The sequence below is a fragment of the Halomonas sp. LBP4 genome, assembly GCF_003202205.1.
GTDB classification, from domain to species: Bacteria; Pseudomonadota; Gammaproteobacteria; order Pseudomonadales; family Halomonadaceae; genus Halomonas; species Halomonas flagellata.
Genome location: NZ_PDOG01000003.1, coordinates 458,857 through 475,487, shown reverse-complemented (window position 1 = coordinate 475,487; position 16,631 = coordinate 458,857). Strand labels below are relative to the sequence as shown.

14 protein-coding genes are annotated in these 16,631 nt (G+C 69.1%); 1 reads left to right on the top strand and 13 read right to left on the bottom strand.

Annotated features, from left to right (window positions below; all coding sequences use genetic code 11):
* Positions 1–30: 30 nt before the first annotated feature.
* The 10 genes from CR157_RS12570 to asd all read right to left on the bottom strand — a co-directional run bounded on the left by CR157_RS12570 (position 31) and on the right by asd (position 11,619).
* Positions 31–612 carry a CvpA family protein gene (locus tag CR157_RS12570; RefSeq protein WP_110283859.1) on the bottom strand — a complete coding sequence of 194 codons (582 nt, stop codon included), beginning with the start codon at positions 610–612 and terminating at the stop codon, positions 31–33.
* 2 nt (positions 613–614) lie between these two features.
* A complete protein-coding gene (locus CR157_RS12565) occupies positions 615–1,307 on the bottom strand; it encodes an SPOR domain-containing protein (protein ID WP_258364152.1) in 693 nt (230 codons plus the stop codon).
* An 8-nt stretch (positions 1,308–1,315) separates the two neighbouring features.
* Positions 1,316–2,698: a bifunctional tetrahydrofolate synthase/dihydrofolate synthase gene (gene folC / locus CR157_RS12560; protein WP_110283857.1), complete on the bottom strand. Its 1,383-nt coding sequence runs from the start codon at positions 2,696–2,698 to the stop codon at positions 1,316–1,318.
* A gap of 11 nt (positions 2,699–2,709) precedes the next feature.
* Positions 2,710–3,732, bottom strand: a complete 1,023-nt coding sequence (gene accD, locus CR157_RS12555; protein ID WP_258364151.1) for an acetyl-CoA carboxylase, carboxyltransferase subunit beta — start codon at positions 3,730–3,732, stop codon at positions 2,710–2,712.
* A 74-nt stretch (positions 3,733–3,806) separates the two neighbouring features.
* Positions 3,807–4,622, bottom strand: coding sequence for a tryptophan synthase subunit alpha (trpA, locus tag CR157_RS12550; RefSeq protein ID WP_110284031.1), 816 nt, complete (start codon positions 4,620–4,622; stop codon positions 3,807–3,809).
* Between the two features lie 15 nt (positions 4,623–4,637).
* Positions 4,638–5,852: a tryptophan synthase subunit beta gene (gene trpB, locus CR157_RS12545; RefSeq protein WP_181422051.1), complete on the bottom strand. Its 1,215-nt coding sequence runs from the start codon at positions 5,850–5,852 to the stop codon at positions 4,638–4,640.
* A 53-nt stretch (positions 5,853–5,905) separates the two neighbouring features.
* Complete coding sequence (locus CR157_RS12540) at positions 5,906–6,541, bottom strand: phosphoribosylanthranilate isomerase (RefSeq protein ID WP_110284029.1); 636 nt, start codon at positions 6,539–6,541, stop codon at positions 5,906–5,908.
* Positions 6,542–6,687: 146 nt separating this feature from the next.
* The gene (gene truA / locus CR157_RS12535) at positions 6,688–7,605 is read right to left on the bottom strand and encodes a tRNA pseudouridine(38-40) synthase TruA (protein ID WP_110283856.1); all 918 of its coding nucleotides are present in this window, start codon (positions 7,603–7,605) and stop codon (positions 6,688–6,690) included.
* A 7-nt stretch (positions 7,606–7,612) separates the two neighbouring features.
* Positions 7,613–10,270 (bottom strand): FimV/HubP family polar landmark protein, encoded by a 2,658-nt coding sequence (locus tag CR157_RS12530; protein ID WP_110283855.1) that lies wholly within the window; start codon positions 10,268–10,270, stop codon positions 7,613–7,615.
* 236 nt (positions 10,271–10,506) lie between these two features.
* Positions 10,507–11,619, bottom strand: a complete 1,113-nt coding sequence (gene asd, locus CR157_RS12525; RefSeq protein WP_110283854.1) for an aspartate-semialdehyde dehydrogenase — start codon at positions 11,617–11,619, stop codon at positions 10,507–10,509.
* A 308-nt stretch (positions 11,620–11,927) separates the two neighbouring features.
* Between asd and CR157_RS12520 the strand changes: the two genes are divergently transcribed.
* On the top strand, positions 11,928–12,911 hold the full coding sequence (locus tag CR157_RS12520; RefSeq protein ID WP_146218687.1) for a hypothetical protein: 984 nt from the start codon (positions 11,928–11,930) through the stop codon (positions 12,909–12,911).
* Between the two features lie 15 nt (positions 12,912–12,926).
* On the opposite strand, the gene leuB is transcribed toward CR157_RS12520, so the two are convergent.
* The 3 genes from leuB to leuC all read right to left on the bottom strand — a co-directional run bounded on the left by leuB (position 12,927) and on the right by leuC (position 16,291).
* Positions 12,927–14,006, bottom strand: a complete 1,080-nt coding sequence (gene leuB / locus CR157_RS12515; RefSeq protein ID WP_110283852.1) for a 3-isopropylmalate dehydrogenase — start codon at positions 14,004–14,006, stop codon at positions 12,927–12,929.
* Between the two features lie 179 nt (positions 14,007–14,185).
* Entirely contained in the window at positions 14,186–14,839 is a 654-nt protein-coding gene (leuD, locus tag CR157_RS12510; protein WP_110283851.1) for a 3-isopropylmalate dehydratase small subunit, read from the bottom strand.
* Positions 14,840–14,842: 3 nt separating this feature from the next.
* Complete coding sequence (gene leuC / locus CR157_RS12505; RefSeq protein WP_110283850.1) at positions 14,843–16,291, bottom strand: 3-isopropylmalate dehydratase large subunit; 1,449 nt, start codon at positions 16,289–16,291, stop codon at positions 14,843–14,845.
* Between the last annotated feature and the right edge of the window lie 340 nt (positions 16,292–16,631).

Here is a 16,631-nt window from a genome sequence, read left to right as displayed (position 1 = left end):
CGTGACCGTAGCCCGTCCCGAATTCATATGTCAGGGGATCGTCGTCGCCGGGTCGGCCTCCGGCTCGATGTCGGCCTGGCGATCGTTGCCGGGCAGGGACATCTCGCCCAGGGACTCGGGCGTCTCGGGAATGCGCCCCTCCCACGCCTCGAGCTGGCTCACCGCCCAGTCGCGCAGTTGCTCGAAGGCCGGACGCAGCTCGGCCTCCTGCCACGCCTCGAGCTGGGCCAATGGCGTGAGGGTGATCAGGATGGTGCCCAGCACCAGGATCGCCGCCCCCTTGGCGGTACCGAAGGCGGCCCCCATCACCCGGTTGAACAGCCCCATGCCGACCCACTCGACGGCGGCATGCACCAGGCGAATGACGATACCGCACAGCAGCACCACGCCGAATATCACCAGGATGAAGGCCAGCACCAGGCGAGCATCGGGGTTGTCGACCAGGCCCGTCATCAGGTCCGCCACCGGCTCGGCCAGCAGCCGCGCTGCGAGCAGCGCGATGATCCACGCCGCCAGGCCCAGCGCCTCGCGGATCAGCCCGCGCAGGAAACCGGTCACGGTGGTCACGGCCAGCACGGCGAGAAAGCTCCAATCGACCCAGGTCAGCGCCATGCTCACTCTCTCACCCGCACCAGCAGGCCCTGCAGGTTGGCCCGTTCCTTGAGCTCGCCCATGGCGCGCTCCCCGTCCTCCGAGGAGTCATAGGGTCCCACATAGACGGTGGTCAGGTTGTCACGTGGGCGGCTGAAGACCGTGAAGCCCTGCTCCCCGAGCCGCGCCTCGAGACGCTCGGCATTGGCCGGTTCGCCGAAGCTGCCCACTTGCACCGCCCACTCGCCGGTAGAGGCCGCCGGCGTCGGCGCTGCCGCCTCGCTCTCGGTGTGGCGCGAACTCTCGGCGAGGCGCTGGTCGGCGGCCCGGGCCAGTTCCGCGATGGGGTCGGCGTCCTCGCGCGCCGGCTCGGACTCGGGCGACGCGACCGCCTCGGCGGCCTCCGCCGTGACCTCCTCGGATGCCTCGTCCGGCGTTTCCTCGGGCGGCACCTCGGCCATGGCTGGCTCGTCGACGGAGGCTGGCTCGCCCTCCTCCGCTGTCCGGGGCGTGAGGACCGAAGGCGACTCGATCTGCCCCAGGCTCGCGGGAGGCTGCGGATCCGGTACGTCATGGCGCTCGACGTCGACGGGCTGCTCGATGGTCAGCACCGGCTGGGGGCGCTCGCTGCGCGGGGCAGGCTCGTCGAACAGCATGGGGACGAAGATCACCGCCAGGGCGATCAGGATCACGGCTCCACTGAGGCGTTCTCGCATTCCGTACTTCATGGGGCTCCCTCGATGGTCGTCTCATCCGCTTCAGTCTGCGCCGACGACTGCCACCATGCCAGTACCTCGCCCACGGTGAAGAAGGAACCGCACACCAGCACCCGGTCCTCGGGGGCAAGGCGGGCGGCCAGCCAGGAGGCCCCTTCGGCGGGGGACGCGGCGCGGTGCCATACTTCCGCGCCGCGGGCGACGAGGCGCTCGGCGAGGTCATCGGCGGTGCGGGCCCGCTCGCCGGCCAGACCGACCGGCACCCAGGCGTCCACCGCCGGGGCCAGCGCCGCCATCACGCCGTCGGCATCCTTGTCACCGAGCATGCCGAGCAGGGCGATGGTGCGGCCGTCGCAGGGGCGCGCCAGTAGCCGCTCGGCAAGATAGGTCGCCGCATGGGGATTGTGCCCCACGTCCAGGCACCACCGGCCCAGCCACTGCATGCGACCGGGCAACGCGACCCGGCTCAGGGCCCGGCGGCAGGAGCCCAGCTCCAGGGGCACCCCGGCGAGCGCCAGGGCCTGCAGGGCCGTGGCCGCGTTGTCCAGCGGCAGGCCGGGGTCGGGTAACCCGCCAAGGGCAAGGACTCCCCTGGAGTCAGGACGGGCCTGATGAGAGGCCTCGCCTGTGGGGTCAGACCCCAAAGGCGCCACCTCGGCAACACGTCCAGAGAACCCCCAACCCTCACCATCACCCTGGCGCCAGTACGCTTCGTCCAGGGCGTAAACCCGAGCGCCCAGCTCGCTCGCCACCGCCTTGACGCTCGCCGGCAGCGTCGTGCTGCCCAGCACGGCCGGGCGTCCGGCGCGCAGGATGCCGGCCTTCTCGCGGCCGATGCCCTGCAGGTCGTCGCCGAGGAAGGCGGCATGGTCCCGGGCCACGGTGGTCACCACCGCGACGTCGGGGTCGATCACGTTCACCGCATCGAGCCGCCCCCCGAGCCCCACCTCGAGGATCGCCAGGTCGGGAGGCCGACGGGCAATGGCCCAGAGCGCGCCGAGGGTGCCGACCTCGAAATAGGTCAGGCTCACCGGCTCGCCGTCGAGGCGCGCGGCCTCGACGGCCTCGAAACCGGCGATCAGGAGGGCATCGTCGGCCTCCTTCCCGTCCAGGCGCAGACGCTCGTTGTAGCGCAGCAGATGGGGGGAGGTATAGGCGGCCGTGGAGACGCCATGGGCCCGGGCCAGCGCCTCGAGCATGGCCACCGTGGAGCCCTTGCCATTGGTCCCCGCCACGGTGATCACCCGCCCGGCGATCGGCGCCTCGAGCAGGCCCATGCGCCGGGCGACCTCGGCCACGCGCTCGAGGCCGAGGTCGATGCCAACCGGATGGGCCGCTTCCAGCCGGGCCAGCCAGGCGTCGAGGGAAGTGGGCAGGGCGGCATCACTCATGGCGATAGCGGTCAGCGCGGGCCATCGGCGCGGTCGTCACGCCCCACTTCCTCGCCTTCGGCGCGCGCGGGGGCCTCATGCTCGGGAAGGGTCAGGGTATAATCGGCGGTGGCCTGGGCCTGTTCGGCGGCATCCACCAGGTCGAGCTCGGGCTCCCCCTCCTCGGCCAGGCCGATGGCCGGCTGATGGGTCAGCTTGCGCAGCACGCCGCCGAGGCGATCGCGCATCTCGCGGCGGTGGACGATCATGTCCACGGTGCCATGCTCGAGCAGGAACTCGCTGCGCTGGAAGCCCTCGGGAAGCTTCTCGCGCACGGTCTGCTCGATGACCCGGGGACCGGCGAAGCCGATCAGGGCATTGGGCTCGGCCACATTGAGGTCGCCGAGCATGGCCAGCGATGCCGAGACACCGCCGAACACCGGGTCGGTGAGCACCGAGATATAGGGCACGCCGGCCTGCTTGAGCTTCTCGAGCGCCGCCGAGGTCTTGGCCATCTGCATCAGCGAGAACAGCGCCTCCTGCATGCGGGCCCCGCCGGAGGCGGAGAAGCAGATCAGCGGGATGCCCTCCTCCAGGGCCACGGTGGCGGCACGCACGAACTTCTCGCCCACCACGCCGCCCATGGAGCCGCCCATGAAGGTGAACTCGAAGGAGACCACCACCACCGGCAGGCCATCGAGGGTGCCCCGCATGGCGATCAGGGCGTCCTTCTCGCCGGTCTCCTTCTGGGCCGCCGCCAGGCGGTCCTTGTACTTCTTGGAGTCGCGGAACTTGAGGCGATCCACCGGCTCCACCCCGGCGGCCAGTTCCTCGCGCCCCTCCTTGTCGAGGAACCAGTCGAGCCGCTTGCGCGCGGTCAGGCGCAGGTGATGGTCGCACTTGGGGCAGACGTTGTGGTGCTTCTCGAGTTCGGGGAGATAGAGCACCGCCTCGCACTTGGGGCACTTGCGCCACAGGCCGTCGGGCACGCTCGCCCGGCGATCCTTGCGCTGGATGCGCCCCCTGGAGGGCACGATCTTGTCTAGCCAGCTCATGTCAGAAAGGGTTCCGTCATCTGGTCGGCGCCCGGTATCCCGGGCGCGTGGATCGAATCTGTCGAAGGCCGTTGTCAGGCGCCGCTCGAGGCGTCCAGGGCCTGGCGCATCTCGCCCAGCACCGCCTTGAGCTCGGCGGGAATCGCCTCCGGCGTCTCGGCGTTGGCGGCGATGCGGCTGACCAGGGCCGAGCCCACGATCACCCCGTCGGCCACCCTGCCCACTTCCGCCGCCGAGGCACCGTCACGGATGCCGAAGCCGACGCAGAGCGGCAGCTCGGTCATCTCGCGCAGCGGCGCCAGGTGACTGGCCACGTCCTCGGCATCGAGGGTCGCCGAGCCCGTCACGCCCTTCAGCGACACATAGTAGAGGTAGCCTTCACCGTGGGCGCATATTGTAGCGGCCCGGGCGCTGGAAGTGGTAGGGGCCACCAGGAAGATCGAGGCCAGCCCCCGGGCCTTGAGCACGGGGCCGAACTCCTCGGCCTCCTCCGGCGGCATGTCGACGGTCAGCACGCCGTCGACGCCGGCCGTCGCGGCCTGCTCGGCGAAGGCCTCGAGGCCGATCCGCTCCATGGGGTTGAGGTAGCCCATCAGTACCACCGGGGTGGTGCTGTCGGTCTGGCGGAACTCGCGCACCATCTCGAACAGGTGGGCGAGGCGCACGCCGTGCCTGAGGGCCCGCTCGCAGGCCTTCTGGATCACCGGGCCGTCGGCCATGGGATCGGAGAACGGCACGCCGAGCTCGATGACATCGGCCCCCGCCTCCACCAGGGCGTGCATGAAGGTCACGGTGTGCTCGGGCGCCGGATCGCCGGCGGTGATGTAGGGAATCAGCGCGCGTCGGCCCTGGGCCTTGAGCGCGGCGAAGCGTTGGTCGATACGATTCATGGTATGGGCCGTCATCTAGAATTCGATCCCGTCGATCTTTGCCACGGTCATGATGTCCTTGTCACCACGGCCGGAGAGGTTGACCACGATCTGCTGGTCGGGCCGCATGGAGGGCGCCAGCACCTTGGCATGGGCCAGGGCATGGGCGGACTCCAGCGCCGGCATGATGCCCTCGATCCGGGTCAGCTCGCGGAAGGCCTCGAGCACCGCCTCGTCGTTGGCGGCCACGTAGTTGACGCGACCCACGTCCTTCCACAGGGCGTGCTCGGGGCCGACGCCCGGATAGTCGAGCCCGGCGGAGATCGAGTGGGTATCGGAGACCTGGCCACCCTCGTCGGACATCAGGTAGGTCCGGTTGCCGTGCAGCACGCCGCGGGGGGCATTGGAGGCCAGCGGGGCGGCATGGCGACCGGTCTCGACGCCGTCGCCGCCGGCCTCGACGCCGTACATCGCCACCTCGTCGTCCTCGACGAAGGGGTAGAAGAGCCCCATGGCGTTGGAACCGCCGCCGACGCAGGCGATCAGCGCATCGGGCAGCTTGCCGAACTCCTCCAGCGACTGGCGGCGCGCCTCGCGGCCGACCACGGCGTTGAAGTCGCGCACCAGCATCGGATAGGGATGCGGGCCCGCCACGGTACCGATGATGTAGAAGGTGTCGTCGACATTGGTGACCCAGTCGCGCAGCGCCTCGTTCATGGCGTCCTTCAGGGTGCGAGTGCCGGACGTCACCGGAATGACGTTGGCCCCGAGCAGGCGCATGCGATAGACATTGAGCTTCTGGCGCTCCACGTCCTCGGCCCCCATGTAGACGTCGCACGACAGCCCCAGGCGTGCCGCCACGGTGGCGGTGGCCACGCCGTGCTGGCCGGCGCCGGTCTCGGCGATCACCCGCGGCTTGCCGCTCTTCTTGGCGAGCAGCGCCTGGCCGATGGTGTTGTTCACCTTGTGGGCACCGGTGTGGTTCAGGTCCTCGCGCTTGAGCCAGATCTGCGCCCCGCCGAGCTGCTTCGACCACCGCTCGGCGTGATAGAGCGGTGAAGGACGGCCCACGTAATGAGCCAGGTCATAGTCGAATTCCGCCTGGAACGCCGGATCGTCGCGAAGACTCAGGTAGGTCTTGGCCAGATCGTCCAGGGCGAAGCTCAGGGTCTCCGAGACGAACCGGCCGCCGTAGGGGCCGAAGTGGCCACGGGCATCCGGTAGTCGGGTCAGGTCACTGAACTTGCTCACGAAAGACACCTCACAGGTCGCCAGAAAGGGGCTGGTGGTTGAAAACTCTTGCTTCAAGGATCAGGCGTGCCGGGACACTGGGCATCACCCGCGGCGCGGAGCGCGTCGCCTCGCCGAACGGCCTGCAGGAAGGCCGCGATGCGCCCGGCATCCTTGACCCCGGGGGCGGCCTCCACGCCGCCCGAGACGTCGACCGCGAAGGGCTGCACACGGACGACCGCCTCGGCCACGTTGTCGGGGGTCAGGCCCCCCGCGAGAATAACAGGTTTTGCCAGGCCTGCGGGGATTCGCGACCAGTCGAAGGTGGCGCCGGTGCCACCCGGCACCCCGGGTCGGTAGGCGTCCAGCAGCAGGGCCCGGGCGCCGTCATGGGCAGCGGCGAGGGCGTGCAGGTCGAGGCCGTCGCGCATGCGCAGCGCCTTGATCCAGGGCCGGGCGAAAGCGGCGCAGGCTTCGGGGGACTCGTCGCCGTGGAACTGCAGCAGGTCGAGATGCGCCGCACAGCGGTGGATCAGCCCGGGCTCCTGGTCAACGAAGAGCCCCACCCGGGTGACGAAGGCCGGCACCCGCGCGGTGAGTTCGGCCAGGCGCGCCTCGTCGATGGCCCGCTTGCTGCCGGGCCAGAGCACGAAGCCCAGGGCATCGGCCCCCGCCGCCACGGCGGCATCGACGTCCTGCGCGCGGGTCATGCCACAGAGCTTGACCCGGGTGCGGGAAGGGATTTGATCGGCATTCGACAAGTAAAATTCTCCATGACCGGGTATTTCTCGATGTTGGCCCTTTCGCTATCCATGTCGGCGGCATGGCCCCATAGGGAGCGGCAGCGTTGAGTGCATCAGCCCTCCTTTTCGACGGCCATCGGCTTGCCGCGCCGGAATTCGACCATGGGGCAGTCGGGCAGTTCGCGCTCGCCGGTCCACTCGCCGAGAAAGGCCAGCAGGTTGGGCCCCAGGGGCTCCCGCGGCAGCCCCCAGGCCTCGTCGTAGAGCGAGTCGACGAAGTGCAGGCCACAGGCCGGCGCGGTGACGTCGGCCAGGGTACGATCCTTGAGGGCCAGCAGCTCGACCAGGTAGTCGCTGCCTCGCTCTCCGCGCCCCACGGTGACCAGGGCGCCGACGATATTGCGGATCATATGGTGCAGGAAGGCGTTGCCCTGGACGTCGATCACCACCAGGGGGCCGTGGCGATGCACCTCGATGAAGTGCAGGTGGCGCCAGGCGGTCTTCGACTGGCAGCCCGCCGCACGGAAGCTCGAGAAGTCGTGCTCCCCCACCAGGGCCTGGGCGGCCAGGTGCATGGCCTCGGCATCCAGGGGGTCGCGACACCAGGTGGCGTTGGCCCGCTCCAGCACCGGCCGGCTCGGCTGGTTGAGGATCACGTAGCGGTAGCGCCGCGCCAGCGCCTTGAAGCGCGCATGGAAGGCGTCGGGCACCGCCTTCACCCAGCGCACCGCGATATCCCGCGGCAGGTTGGCGTTGACGCCGAAGACCCAGGCCTTCTGCGAGCGCGGCGCGGGGGGGTCGAAATGCACGATCTGGCGGGTGGCATGGACGCCGGAATCGGTCCGCCCGCTGGCATGTACCGTCACCGGGTGGCTGGCCACCTTCGCCAATGCCTTCTCCAGTGCGGCCTGCACCGAGGCGGCATGCTTGAGACGCTGCCAGCCGCAGTAGGCGCTGCCGTCATATTCCACCCCCATGACCAGGCGGCCGGTGAGGGGATGGCGATCGTCGAGGGGTCGGAACAGGGTCATGCGGCCTTCAGAGGTCGTGGCGGGTGATCAACTCCCGGGCTTCCTCCCGTGCCGACGGATCGTCGGAGAGATCGACCAGCTCGTGCAGCAAGGGCCGTGCCCGATCACGCTCGCCCGCATCCAGCAGGCGGCGAGCCTCGGCCAGCCTTGACGCGGGGGAAGCGCCGGCGGAGAGCCACTCATTATCCCGATCCAGCGGCGGGAATGCCACCTCTTCGACCTCCCAGTCGTCGGGTGCCCCGGCGGGACCGCGACGCTCGTCGCCGGGCGGCTTCGACTCCTCGTCCGAGGGGCCAGCGGGAGCGGCCGGACTGAACTCCACGCTGGGCTGCATCGGCGTCTCCTCGCGTGGCGCCGGGCTGGGGTCCAGGGCGGGCGGCCGGTAATCGATGATATCGCGACCGAGGTCGTCGACCCGATGGGACAGCGTCGGTGCGGGCGGCGGCTCGGCGGCAGGAGGCGGCTCGGGGGCAGGAGGCGGCTCGGGGGCAGGTGGCGGCTCGTCTTCGCTCGCCTCGGGGCGCGCGGCTTCCGGCGAGGCCGGGGTTGGCCGGACATCGCCTTCGGGCTCGGGCTCCGACACGGACTCGGACTCGGGCCGACGGTAGCGGGCGGCAGGATCCTCGAGCACTTCCGGCTCGGCGGCGTCGTCGGCGACTCGTTCCGCTGGCTCCCCACCAGGCTCGGATGCCGATGGGGACGGCTCCTCGCCGGGCTCGTCGAAACGCCGCGGCGGCAGCTCCGCCGGCTCGGCAAAGACGGCACGGTCGCCTCCCGCCGGCGCAGCCGAGGCGTCCAGCGGCGCGGGGTGCCGGCTCATCAGGCTCTCCACCTCGGCCAGCACCGCCGGGTCGCCGCCGGCCCGCAGGCGCATGGCCTCGCGATCGGCCTTTTCATGGTCACCCTGCTCCAGGTGGACCATCAACAGCTTCACCCTCAGGTCGTCGCGCTCGGGCTCACGCTCCAGGCTGGCCTCGAGCAGCTCACGCGCCTGATCGTAGCGGCCATAGGCGATGAAGATATCGGCCTCGTTGATCGCCTCGGCCTGGGGCATGGCGGTCCGTGCCGGCGCGGCCTCGCCCGCGTCGGCCGCCGAAGGGGTACCCACCGTGGAGCCGGCCCCACCACCGTCCGGCGCCACCGTCTGCAGGCCGAAGGTGGTCGCCGTCTCCTCCCGGCGCCGGCGTCGCACCAGCACCCAGAGCGCCAGCAACGCGGCGAGGGCAGCGCCCCCCAGCATCAGGCTACGGTCCAGCGCCCCCCGGTAGAGGGCGCTCCACCAGGGGGTCTCGGCCGGCTGCCCACTCTCTCCCGGTGGCACCACCCCGCCCGTCCCGGGGCCGTCGCCCCCCTGCCCCCCGGCACTCAGGGCGGCCAGCTCCTCGCGCAGGGCGTCCAGCTCCTCGCGCATCTGGCCGAGTTCGTCCTGCAGTTCGTCGCGCTCGTTGCGTACCGCTTCCAGGGACTGCTGATTCTCGAGCCAGCGGGCCTCGAGGCGCAACAAGCGCTCGTCGCTGGTCAGGTCGCCACCGCCCTGGAGAGCCTGGAGTGCTGTCGGGTCGATGTCGAGCCGTTCCCCGCCAGCCGTCGCGGCACCCTCCTCGCCTGCCTCACCCTCTCCGGGCGCCGCCCCCTCCACCGGGTCGGCGGCCCGCGCCACTTCGGCAGCCACCTCGGCATCGGTGAGCAGCGTCAGGCGCGGTCCCTCCTCCCCATCGATCTCCCCGGGGGCCTCGACGACTGGAGGCGTCGCCGGCTCGGCCTCCTCGCCCTCCGTCGCGGCCGCTGGCTCGGCCGGGGTCTCGGCGGTGCCGGCCGCCGCGACAGCCGCTTCCGGCGAGACCTCCTCGCTGCCGCCCAGCGGCACACGGGCCGGTGCCCCGCTGCCACGATTGGCCCAGGCCTGGTTCATGGCCTGGACGACGCGTGCGGCGTCACCGGCGGAGCGCGCGGCGATGGCGTTCCGGCCCGGCACCACCAGGGTGAAGCCGGCGCGCATGGCGTTGATGTTACCCGACGGAAACACCTCGGGGTTGGCTTCCACCAGCGCCACCATCATCTGGTTCATGCTGATGCCGCTGTCCGGTCGCAGGCGGCCGGCCACCGACCAGAGGGTGTCGCCACTGCGCACCCAGGCCGGATCGTCGCTACCGGCCCGGACCGCCGGACGGACGACGGGGCGTGACGTCGCCGATGGCTCCTGGCCCGGCGACGCAGCGGCGACGGAGGGCGCCGCCGGCCGTGTCGGGGTGATCAGCGCCGGCATCTGGTCATAGTCGGGCGGATCGAGCAACAGGGTCACCTCGCGCAGCTGCTGGCCGTCCGGCCAGTCGAAGCGCAGCAGCAGATCGAGCCAGGGCTCGCGCACGGGACGGTCGGTGGTCAGGACCAGCACCAGCCGGCCCTCGCGCTGCTCGACGGCCAGCCGCACGCTGGCCGCTAGCGGCGTACGAGCCAGGCCGGCGGCCGAGAAGGCCCGCTCATCGGCCACCGAGACGTTGAGCAGTCCCGCCTGCATCCCGGCGGTATCCGTCAGGGGGATGCTGGCACGCAACGGGGCATTGAGCGTAGAGCGCACGTCGGTCTCGCCCAGCCCCAACCCCAGCGCCAGGGGGCTGGTGGCAGAGAGCGAGAGCAGCATGGCGAGAGTCAGCTTGCGTTTCATGGCGTTCCCTTGCTTCTCCCGGCTGGCCGGGTCATCGGGCAGCGGGTGAAATGATTAGTCTCGTTATGATCTTTATGTATCACAAACCTGGCCCCGTGCGCCTGTTCCGGATCATGCTTGATGCCGTGCCTTTCAACGTAAGCCAGAACGAGGCGTTCCCGCGAATCCGCCATTCCACGAGAAAAAACGGGGCGTCTCCCGAAGGAGGCGCCCCGTGGTGGCCATGCCGGCAAGGCTTATTGCTCGCGCAGGATCTTCAGCATCCGCTTGAGCGGCTCGGCCGCGCCCCACAGCAGCTGGTCGCCGACGCTGAAGGCGGAGAGGTACTCGCCACCCATGGCCAGCTTGCGCAGCCGGCCCACGGGCACGCTCAGGGTGCCGGTGGCGGCCGCCGGCGTCAGGCCGGCGATGGTGGCGTCCTTGTCGTTGGGAATCACCTTGACCCATTCGTTGTGCCTGGCCAGGCGGTCCTCGATCTCGTCGATCGGTACGTCCTTCTTCAGCTTGATGGTGAAGGCCTGGCTGTGGGAGCGCATGGCACCGATGCGCACGCAGAGCCCATCGATGGGGATCGGGTTGTCCTGCAGGCCGAGGATCTTGTTGGTCTCGACACTCCCCTTCCACTCCTCCTTGCTCTGGCCATTGTCGCGCTTGACGTCGATCCAGGGCAGCAGGCTGCCGGCCAACGGCGCACCGAAGTTGTCGGTGGGGAAGTCGCCGCTGCGCATGGCCGCGGTGACCTTGCGGTCGATGTCGAGGATCGCGCTGGACGGATCGGCCAGTTCGGCGGCCGCGCTGTCACGCAGCGCGCCCATCTGGTTGAGCAGTTCGCGCATGTGCTTGGCGCCGGAGCCAGAGGCGGCCTGATAGGTCATGGAGGTCATCCACTCGATCAGGTCGGCCTCGAACAGGCCGCCGAGGCCCATCAGCATCAGGCTGACGGTGCAGTTGCCGCCGACGAAGGTCTTCGCCCCCCTGGCCAGTTGGGCATCGATGACGTGACGGTTGACCGGGTCGAGGATGATGGTCGCCTCGTCCACCATGCGCAGGGTGCTGGCGGCGTCGATCCAGTAGCCTTTCCAGCCGGCGCCACGCAGGTCGGCGTAGACCTCCTTGGTGTAGTCGCCGCCCTGGCAGGTGATCACCACGTCCAGCGCCTTGAGGGCCTCGAGGTCGAAGGCGTCCTTGAGCGGAGGCACGTCGACGCCGACGTCGGGGCCGGCCTGGCCGACCTGGGAGGTGGTGAAGAAGACCGGCTCGATGCCATTGAAATCCCCGTCTTCCACCATGCGCTGCATGAGCACCGAGCCCACCATGCCGCGCCAACCGACGAAACCGACTTTCAACATGTGAAGTCCTCCTGAAATTGAATGTGGCCCATATTATACACGAGCCTGCCGCGCCGGGCAGATGGCACCAGGCTCGATCGCCCCCGGGGTTGACCGCCGCTGCACAGGCTCAACCCACCTGCCAGTAACATAAGTTGACAAAACTGGCAGCATGGTAATATAATGCAACATTACCAGCACCCTCGGATACCGGCACTCGGTGTCGGATCAGTCTGCGCTGCGTTCCTGGACATCAAGAGCACCACTATCGGTGGTGGGGATCGCAGAAGATGCACTACGACAACGACTGTTCGGCCTATCGAAGGGGCATGACGCCCAATGAACGGCGCGGGCACCCCAGTCCCACCGTCTCGCCCCATTTCTACTCCACCTACGGGCTCAGGCTCTCCTCGCAACTCGAGTTCCCGGAACTGCGCCCTCTCCCGCCCGGCATGGCAGCAGATGTGGAGATCGTCGCCGACGACCTTCCAGACATGCTCGAAGACTCCGATGGGAGCGAGCCCGGGTTGCAGTACTCGGAAGACCGCTGCCAATTCTGCTGCGAGGGCATCGCTCGCTGCCGGGTCGAGCAGGGTCGGCGAATCCAGCTCGACAGGCGGGTGCCGCTGAAGCCAGGAGCCAGCCCGCCCGACGAGGACCTGCGACACTACCTGCTCAGCACCGCTCTCGGCGCCCTGCTGCATCAGAAGCACTGGCTTCCCCTCCAGCTCAGTGCCCTGGAGACGCCATCCGGCGTATGGGGCTTCACCGGCGATGCCGGCGCAGGCAAATCGACCCTGGCCGCCTGGCTGCACTACTGCCAAGGCTGGCCCCTGGTGAGCGACGACGTCGGGGTGATCAGGCCAGGCGAGACACCTCCCTACCTGTACCCGGGCCCGCCTCGCCTCAAACTCTGGGACGGTGCCCTGGCCACTCTGGGAATCGACCCTCGCGACCTGGTGAGGGACCCGTCGCGGGCCGACAGGTACCACCTCATTCAGCACCACGGTTTCCGCACCTATGCGCAACCGTTGCGGGCACTGGTCACGCTGGAACGAGCCGGGGAGGGAGAGGACGCCACTCTGGAACCGCTGAACGGCCGGGAGGCGTTCAGGGTGGTCGCGGCCTCTCTCTATCACCTGGAATGGGGAAGGACGTTCAACGGTCCGGCGCGCCTGATGACCCATGCCGCCGACCTGGCCCGGCGCATCAGGGTCTACCGGTATCGGCGCCCCTGGTCACTCGACGACATGGAACAGAGCCTGGCCCCACTGGTGGCACTCATCCATGAGGCCGCAAGACGTGATGCCTGATGCCGCGCCGGCGACTCACGCCGCCTCGAAGGCCGCCAGCACGGCGTCGCCCATCTCCGTGGTGGAGACGGTGCGTGTGCCTGCCGAGGCAATATCCGCGGTTCGCAGACCGTCGTCCAGCACCTTGCCCACGGCGGCCTCGATGCACTCGGCGAGCGCGGGTTCGTTCAGCGAATAGCGCAGCATCATGGCCACCGAGAGGATGGTGGCCAGCGGGTTGGCAACATTCTGGCCGGCAATGTCCGGAGCGCTGCCGTGGCAGGGTTCGTACATGCCCTGCCCGGACTCGTTGAGCGACGCCGAGGGCAACATGCCGATGGAGCCGGTGAGCATGGCCGCAGCATCCGACAGGATGTCGCCGAACATGTTGCCGGTGACGATCACGTCGAACTGCTTGGGCGCCCGCACCAGTTGCATGGCGGCGTTGTCGACGTACATGTGCGAGAGCTCGACGTCGGGATACTCCGGCGCCAGGCGCTCCATTACCTCGCGCCACAGGATGGTGACCTCGAGCACGTTGGCCTTGTCGACGCTGCAGAGCTTCTTGTGGCGCTTGCGAGCCATCTCGAAGGCCACGCGACCGATACGCTCGATCTCGGACTCGGCGTAGACATAGGTGTTGAAGCCCACCCGCTCGCCGTCACGCTCCTCGATGCCGCGGGGCTGGCCGAAATAGATGCCGCCGGTCAGCTCGCGCACGATCATGATGTCCAGCCCCGACACCACCTCGGGCTTGAGGCTCGAGGCGTCGGCGAGCTGCGGGTAGAGGATCGCCGGACGCAGGTTGCCGAACAGGCCGAGGTTCTTGCGCAGGCCGAGCAGGCCCTTCTCGGGGCGCTTGGCCAGGTCCTCGATGGTGTCCCACTTCGGGCCGCCCACGGCGCCCAGCAGGATGGCGTCGGCACCCCTGGCCTTCTCCAGGGTCGCGGCCGGCAGCGGCTCGCCATGGGCGTCGTAGGCGCTGCCGCCCACCAGGGCCTCTTCGACCTCGACGTCCAGGCCGCGGGCCTGGCAGGCGGCCAGCACGCGGCTGGCCTGGGCGGTGATCTCGGGACCGATGCCGTCGCCCGGCAGTACCAGAATCTTCTGTGTCATGGTTTCGTCCTTGTGCCGTCACAGCCAGCAGGGCAACAGGAGGGGCGCCGGGGGCAGGCCGAAGAGGAGGTCATTTGCCATGGATGGCAAATGTAGCGCCCAAGGAAGGGTTCACAGCGCCTCCTCGCAGGCCTGCCGCCGGATCAGCCCCGTCACCCGGCCGATGCAACAAGTTTGTATCAAGCCTGAGCGGTATCGCGGAACAACCAGGGGCGCGCCTGCCGATGCTTCTCCTCGAAGGCGCGAATCGCCTCCTCGTCCTTCAGGGTCAGGCCGATGTCGTCGAGCCCCTCGAGCAGGCAGTGCTTGCGGAAGGCATCGACCTCGAACTCGAGGATCTCGCCCGAGGGCGTGATGACCCGCTGGTTCTCGAGGTCCACGTCGAGCCGATAACCCTCGCTGGCCTCGACCTCCTTGAACAGGCGATCCACCGTCTCCTCGGGGAGGGGAATCAGCAGGATGCCGTTCTTGAAGGCGTTGTTGTAGAAGATGTCGGCGAAGCTCGGGGCGATCACCACCCGGAAGCCGAAGTCCTCCAGCGCCCAGGGAGCATGCTCCCGCGAGCTGCCGCAGCCGAAGTTGCGCCGGGTCAGCAGGACGCTCGCGCCCTGGTAGCGCGCCTGGTTGAGCACGAAGTCGGGATTCAGCGGGCGCTTCGAGCAGTCCTGGCCGGGCTGGCCCTCGTCGAGGTAGCGCAGCTCGTCGAACAGGTTGACGCCGAAGCCGGTGCGCTTGATCGACTTCAGGAACTGCTTGGGGATGATCAGGTCGGTGTCGACGTTGGCCCGGTCGAGCGGCGCAACGAGGCCTTCGAGGCGTTCGAACTTCTGCATGGCTCAGGCCTCCTGCACGGATGGTTGAGAGTCGTCAATGCTCCGCACATCGACGAAGTGCCCGGCGATGGCCGCCGCGGCGGCCATCGCCGGGCTGACCAGATGGGTGCGCCCACCGTAGCCCTGGCGCCCCTCGAAGTTGCGGTTCGAGGTGGAGGCGCAGTGCTCGCCGGTGCCGAGCTTGTCGGCATTCATGGCCAGGCACATGGAGCAGCCCGGCTCGCGCCACTCGAAGCCCGCCTCGGTGAAGATCTTGTCGAGCCCCTCGGCCTCGGCCTGGCGCTTCACCAGGCCGGAGCCCGGCACCACCATGGCGAGCTTGATGGAGTCGGCCACCTTCTTGCCCTTGGCCACCCTGGCCGCCTCGCGCAGGTCCTCGATGCGCGAGTTGGTGCACGAACCGATGAACACCTTGTCGAGCCGGATATCGGTGATCTTCTGCTTCGGCGCCAGCCCCATGTACTCCAGCGCCCGGGTGTAACTGCGCTGCACGGTCTCGTCGGGGGCCGCCGCGGGGTCGGGCACTTCGCCGGAGATGCCGGTGACCATCTCGGGGCTGGTGCCCCAGCTCACCTGTGGCTCGATCGTGGCGGCGTCGAGCTCCACCACCTTGTCGAAGGCGGCGTCGTCATCGGAGACCAGGTGGCGCCAGTCGGCCACGGCGGCATCCCACTGCTCGGCGGTCGGGGCAAAGGGCCGTTCGCGCAGATACTCGATGGTGGTGTCGTCGACACCGATCAGGCCCACCCGGGCGCCGGCTTCGATGGCCATGTTACACACCGTCATCCGCCCCTCCATGGAGAGATCGCGGATGGCACTGCCGGCGAACTCGATGGCATAGCCGGTGCCGCCGGCAGTGCCGATGCGGCCGATGACGGCCAGTACGATGTCCTTGGCGGTGACACCGGTGCCGAGCTTGCCCTCCACCCGTACCTGCATGTTCTTCATCTTCTGGGCCAGCAGGCACTGGGTCGCCAGCACGTGCTCTACCTCGGAGGTGCCGATACCATGGGCGAGCGCCGCAAAGGCGCCATGGGTGGCGGTGTGGGAGTCGCCGCACACCACCGTCATGCCCGGCAGGGTGGCGCCCTGCTCGGGGCCCACCACGTGCACGATGCCCTGGCGCGCGTCGTTGATGCGGAACTCCTCGATGCCGAAGGCTTCGCAGTTGTCGTCCAGGGTCTGCACCTGGATCAGCGAGACCGGATCCTTGATGCCGGCATTGCCTTCGGCGCGCTCGATCACGGTGGTCGGCACGTTATGGTCCGGGGTCGCCAGGTTGGCGTCCAGGCGCCACGGCTTGCGGCCGGCCAGGCGCAGCCCCTCGAAGGCCTGGGGCGAGGTCACCTCGTGGAGCAGCTGGCGGTCGATATAGATCAGCGCGGTACCGTCGTCGCGCTCCTTGACGAGGTGCTGCGACCACAGCTTGTCGTAGAGTGTCTGGCCTGCCATGTCGTTCTCCCGGGCCTTCGGGGCCCTCTTAGCTGAATCCGGTCGTTTGCGGCCTTTCGCGGCTCTTCCGTCCGCGGCTCTTCCGTCGACAGGGCGTCGCGGAGGCGCTGTGAACCCTTCCCTGGGCGCTACATTCTTCATCCATGAAGAATGACCTCCGCTTCGCCCTGTCCCCGGCGCCGCTCGGGCTTGGCCCGCGGGTCCCTATGGGGTCAGACCCCGGCGGTGTCGTGTACGCTCGAAACCTGCATCACGGCAGGCTTCGTGACTCGGCTGGGGTCTGACCCCATAGGGGCAGCCTCAGCGTATGCATGGAGTGTCCTGCGACTCGCCCATAAAA

Excerpts from the sequence above, each read along its gene's own strand:
- truA (WP_110283856.1), bottom strand. The coding sequence starts at position 7,605 with ATGACCCTGTTCCGACCCCTCGACGATCGCCATCCCCTCACCGGCCGC.
- trpA (WP_110284031.1), bottom strand. The coding sequence starts at position 4,622 with ATGAATCGTATCGACCAACGCTTCGCCGCGCTCAAGGCCCAGGGCCGA.
- CR157_RS12570 (WP_110283859.1), bottom strand. The coding sequence starts at position 612 with ATGGCGCTGACCTGGGTCGATTGGAGCTTTCTCGCCGTGCTGGCCGTG.
- leuB (WP_110283852.1), bottom strand. The coding sequence starts at position 14,006 with ATGACACAGAAGATTCTGGTACTGCCGGGCGACGGCATCGGTCCCGAG.
- accD (WP_258364151.1), bottom strand. The coding sequence starts at position 3,732 with ATGAGCTGGCTAGACAAGATCGTGCCCTCCAGGGGGCGCATCCAGCGC.
- leuD (WP_110283851.1), bottom strand. The coding sequence starts at position 14,839 with ATGCAGAAGTTCGAACGCCTCGAAGGCCTCGTTGCGCCGCTCGACCGG.
- CR157_RS12520 (WP_146218687.1), top strand. The coding sequence starts at position 11,928 with ATGACGCCCAATGAACGGCGCGGGCACCCCAGTCCCACCGTCTCGCCC.
- CR157_RS12530 (WP_110283855.1), bottom strand. The coding sequence starts at position 10,270 with ATGAAACGCAAGCTGACTCTCGCCATGCTGCTCTCGCTCTCTGCCACC.
- asd (WP_110283854.1), bottom strand. The coding sequence starts at position 11,619 with ATGTTGAAAGTCGGTTTCGTCGGTTGGCGCGGCATGGTGGGCTCGGTG.
- leuC (WP_110283850.1), bottom strand. The coding sequence starts at position 16,291 with ATGGCAGGCCAGACACTCTACGACAAGCTGTGGTCGCAGCACCTCGTC.
- folC (WP_110283857.1), bottom strand. The coding sequence starts at position 2,698 with ATGAGTGATGCCGCCCTGCCCACTTCCCTCGACGCCTGGCTGGCCCGG.
- CR157_RS12540 (WP_110284029.1), bottom strand. The coding sequence starts at position 6,541 with ATGACCCGCGCGCAGGACGTCGATGCCGCCGTGGCGGCGGGGGCCGAT.
- CR157_RS12565 (WP_258364152.1), bottom strand. The coding sequence starts at position 1,307 with ATGCGAGAACGCCTCAGTGGAGCCGTGATCCTGATCGCCCTGGCGGTG.